Source organism: Tabrizicola sp. (genome assembly GCF_016793705.1).
Taxonomy (GTDB): domain Bacteria; phylum Pseudomonadota; class Alphaproteobacteria; order Rhodobacterales; family Rhodobacteraceae; genus Tabrizicola.
The window spans coordinates 1-3,846 of the sequence record NZ_JAEULO010000019.1; the positions used below are offsets into that span (position 1 = coordinate 1).

Below are 3,846 nucleotides of genomic sequence, written 5' to 3' on the forward strand. Positions count from 1 at the left end.
CCCGGGGCGCTGGTCCTGGCTTAAAAAGCTTGGAATGGGCATTTGGTATACACCGACAGCAGGGCGAGCGTTGAAAATGATCCGATTTTCCGGGGGTGGCACGGGTTGTCAGCTCCAATGACTATACCAACGCGCTTCGCGAGGCAACAGAAAAGCCAGTGACTTTCGCGAAACGCTGCAATGCAGCACGAAGAATCGCAGGTTCCGGCAAGAAAATCGTTGCGCTGGTCCACTTGGTATGGATACCAATATACCAACACCAGCAAAGCCGGACAAACTGGTATAGTCCGGTCAACCAACAAGGGAGAGTTCGATGAAGCACCTTCTCGCCGTGACCGCACTGGCGACCGGAATCCTGGCATCGCTGCCGGGGCTGGCCCAGGACAAGACCGTGGTCAGTTTCCTGCACAAGTTCCCCGAGCCTGAGAACATGGCCTACTTCGACGCCGCAGTGGCCGAGTTCGAAGCGGCCAACCCCACCATCGACATCGTGATGGAGGCGGTTGCCGACGAGCCTTACAAGGACAAGATCCGGGTGCTGATGGCCTCGGACCAGGTGCCGGACATCTACTTTTCCTGGTCGGGCGAGTTCGGCCGTAAGTTCGCCCGCGAAGGCCGCACGCTGGACCTGACCGAGGCGCTGAAGGGCCCGGAATGGCAGGGCCGGTTCGCCGCCGCCTCGCTGGAGCCGTTCCAGTTCGAGGGCAAGCAGTTCGGCATTCCGGTGAACGTCGACAGCAAATACATGATCTACAACAAGGCGGTCTTCGAAAAGCACGGGTTGGCCGTGCCGACGACCTTCGCCGAATTCATCGCGCTGAACGACGCACTCTTGGCTGCGGGTGAAGTTCCGATCGCCTATGGCAACCAGGCGCCCTGGGCGGCCACCCACTACATCGGCGACCTCTTCGCCAAGATGGTCCCCGACGAGGTGCGCCAGGCCGACTACCAGCTTCTGGCCCCGGCCGACCAGCTTTACACCCACCCCGGCTATGTCGAGGCGCTGGCGCTGTACAAGTCCTTCGGCGACAAGGGCTATTTCAACACCGGCGCCAATGCGATCTCGCACCAGCAGGCCCGCGGCGCCTTCATCGCCGGCCGCTCGGCCATGGTCTACCTGGAGCTGGTCGAGTTCTACATGCTGGCCGACACGCCGGTGGCCGAGCAGGGCTGGGGCTTCTTCCCGATGCCGCCGATGGAAGGTGCTGCGGGCCGCAACGACCTGCTGACCGGGGCGCCGGACGGGTTCCTGGTCTCGTCCAAGACTGAGCATCCCGAAGAGGCGCTGGCCTTCCTGAACTTCATCACCTCGCCGGAGCAGGCGGCCAAGTATGTCTCGACCACGGGCATGACCTCGGCGGTGATCGGTTCGGTCACAGAGGCGACCACCACGCCGGAGACCCTTGCCGGGCTGAAGGCGCTGGAGGATGCGGCGGGCATGGCGCTGTGGCTGGACACCGACATGGACACCGCCTCGGCCAACGTGATCCTCGCGGCCGGACAGGGCCTGTTGTCGGGTGAAGAGACGCCGGAAGCGGTGATGGAGAAAGTCCGCGCCGCGGCCAAGGAAACCCAGGCCCAGCGGTAACTCCCCCGCCGGACCGATCGCCGGGCGGCGCGCCCTTGCCGCCCGGCCTTTCCCTTAAGCGCCCTTTCCCGCTCCCGCACTTGCCCGCGACAGGACACCCGATGCCCGACAGCCAAGACCCCATCCGCGCGACGTGGCGGCAAAGCCTGCAAGGCTGGCTCTGGGTCGCGCCGGCGCTTCTGTTCCTGGCGGTCTTCGTCTACGGCCCCGCGCTGACCAACATCCGTTTCAGCCTGTTTTCCTTTTCCGCCATGTCGCTGGACTGGGATTTCGTGGGCTTCGAGAACTATCTGCGGCTGTGGAATGACCCCCGCTTCATGACCGCGCTGACCAACAACGCGGCCTATGCGGCGATCTCGGTGACCTGCCAGGTCGGCATCGCGCTGGTGCTGGCCGCCGTGCTGGAGGCGCGGATCTTCCCGGATTTCTCGGCCAACCTGTTCCGGACCGCGCTGTTCCTGCCCTCGATCCTGCCGGTGGTGGTGGTCGGGCTGGTCTGGCAACTGCTCCTCACCCCGATGACCGGGCTGATCGACCAGATCCTGTGGGAAACCGGCCTGTCGTCCTGGTCGAAGGCCTGGCTGGGCGAGCCCGACACCGCTATCTTCGCGGTGATCTTCGTCAGCCAGTGGCAGTGGACGGGCTACATCATGGCGCTGTTCATGGTCGCCATCCGGGCCGTGCCGCGCGACCTGTACGAGGCGATGGAGATCGACGGCGCCTCGGGCGTGCAGCAGTTCTGGCACATCACCGTGCCGGGCGTGCGCGAGACAATCCTGATCGTGACCATCGTCACCATCCTGGGCTCGCTCAAGGTCTTCGACATCGTCTGGGTGATGACGGCGGGCGGGCCGAACCACGCGTCCGAGGTGCTGGGTACGATGATGTACCGCGCCGCCTTCCGCGACGACATGGTGGGCTATTCCTCGGCCATCGCCACGGTGATCTTCTTCATCGCGCTGACCATCGGCCTGGTGCAGATCAAGCTGCAGAAGGACCGCTGAGATGGCCGCCGCGCGCCCCTTCCCCGCCCTTGCCGTGCTGAACCGCATCCTCCTCTGGGCCGTCTTCCTGACTCTGGCCGTCATCTGCGTCTACCCGATGGTCTGGCTCTTCCTGAACGCCTTCAAGACCACGAACGACATGTTCGCCGCCACCTGGGGCCTGCCCAAGGTCTGGCATTGGGAGAACTTCTCGACCGCCTGGAACTACGGCATCTCGCGCTACCTGTTGAACTCGCTGGTCGTCACCACGTCGACGGTCGTGATCGAGCTGACGCTGGCCACCATGGCGGCCTATGCGCTGGTGGTGCTGGACTTCCGCGCCAAGGCGGCGATCTACACCCTGATCCTGGGCGGCGCGATCCTGCCGCCCGAGGTCAGCCTGATCCCGCTTTTCCGCGTCATGGCCGAGACCGGGCTTTACAACACCTACTTCGCGCTGATCCTGCCCAACGTGGCCTTCGGCCTGCCCTTCACCACCTTCCTGATCCGCGCCTACATGACCGGCATCCCCGGTGAGCTGCGCGAGGCCGCGCTGATGGACGGCGCGGGCGAGGGGCGCATCTTCCGCGAGGTCTACCTGCCGCTTTGCCGGCCCATCCTGGCCTCGGCCGGCCTGATCTCGGCGATGCGGGTCTGGAACGAGTTCATCTTCGCCCTGACCTTTGTCGAAAGCGAAAGCGTCAAGACCGTGACCATCGGCGTGATGAGCTTTGCCGTCGCGCTGCGCGCCGACTGGGGCGTGCTGATGGCCGGCCTCGCGCTGTCGATCCTTCCCATCCTTGCGACCTTCCTGGTCATGCAGCGCCAGTTCGTCGGCGGGCTGACCAGCGGCGCCGTCAAATGAGTGCCCCCATGGCCTACATGCAGATCAAAGGCATCACCAAGCGCTATGGCACCTACGAAGCCGTGCGCGGCATCGACATCGACATTGCCGAACGCGAGTTCGTGGTGATCGTCGGGCCCTCGGGCTGCGGGAAATCCACGCTGTTGCGGATGATCGCGGGGCTGGAAAGCATCAGCCGGGGCGAGCTGGTGATCGACGGCCAGCGCATGAACGACGTGCGCCCGGCCGACCGTGGCATCGCGATGGTGTTCCAGTCCTACGCGCTTTATCCGCACAAGACCGTGGAACAGAACATGGGCTTCGCGCTGAAGGTGGCGAAGACGCCGAAGGACGAGGCCGCGCGCAAGATCGCCCGGGCGGCCGAAATCCTGCAACTTGGCCCGCTGCTGAAGCGGTTGCCGAAAGAGCTT

Annotated in this window: 4 protein-coding genes; all 4 read left to right on the top strand. The window is 64.6% G+C overall.

The features are described from left to right. The first annotated feature begins 313 nt into the window (after nt 1–313). Nucleotides 314–1,588, top strand: a complete 1,275-nt coding sequence (locus JNJ68_RS03170) for an extracellular solute-binding protein (protein ID WP_294978865.1) — start codon at nt 314–316, stop codon at nt 1,586–1,588. A gap of 101 nt (nt 1,589–1,689) precedes the next feature. Next, the gene (locus tag JNJ68_RS03175) at nt 1,690–2,592 is read left to right on the top strand and encodes a sugar ABC transporter permease (RefSeq protein ID WP_168776747.1); all 903 of its coding nucleotides are present in this window, start codon (nt 1,690–1,692) and stop codon (nt 2,590–2,592) included. A gap of 1 nt (nt 2,593) precedes the next feature. After that, nucleotides 2,594–3,436 carry a carbohydrate ABC transporter permease gene (locus JNJ68_RS03180; RefSeq protein WP_294978867.1) on the top strand — a complete coding sequence of 281 codons (843 nt, stop codon included), beginning with the start codon at nt 2,594–2,596 and terminating at the stop codon, nt 3,434–3,436. Nucleotides 3,437–3,444: 8 nt separating this feature from the next. Further along, nucleotides 3,445–3,846, top strand: a 402-nt coding sequence (locus JNJ68_RS03185; RefSeq protein WP_294978869.1) for an ABC transporter ATP-binding protein, incomplete at its 3' end; no start/stop codon positions are given.

What these genes read in the sequence shown, in the direction of transcription:
- JNJ68_RS03170 (WP_294978865.1), top strand. Translation starts at nt 314, where the DNA reads ATGAAGCACCTTCTCGCCGTGACCGCACTGGCGACCGGAATCCTGGCA.
- JNJ68_RS03175 (WP_168776747.1), top strand. Translation starts at nt 1,690, where the DNA reads ATGCCCGACAGCCAAGACCCCATCCGCGCGACGTGGCGGCAAAGCCTG.
- JNJ68_RS03180 (WP_294978867.1), top strand. Translation starts at nt 2,594, where the DNA reads ATGGCCGCCGCGCGCCCCTTCCCCGCCCTTGCCGTGCTGAACCGCATC.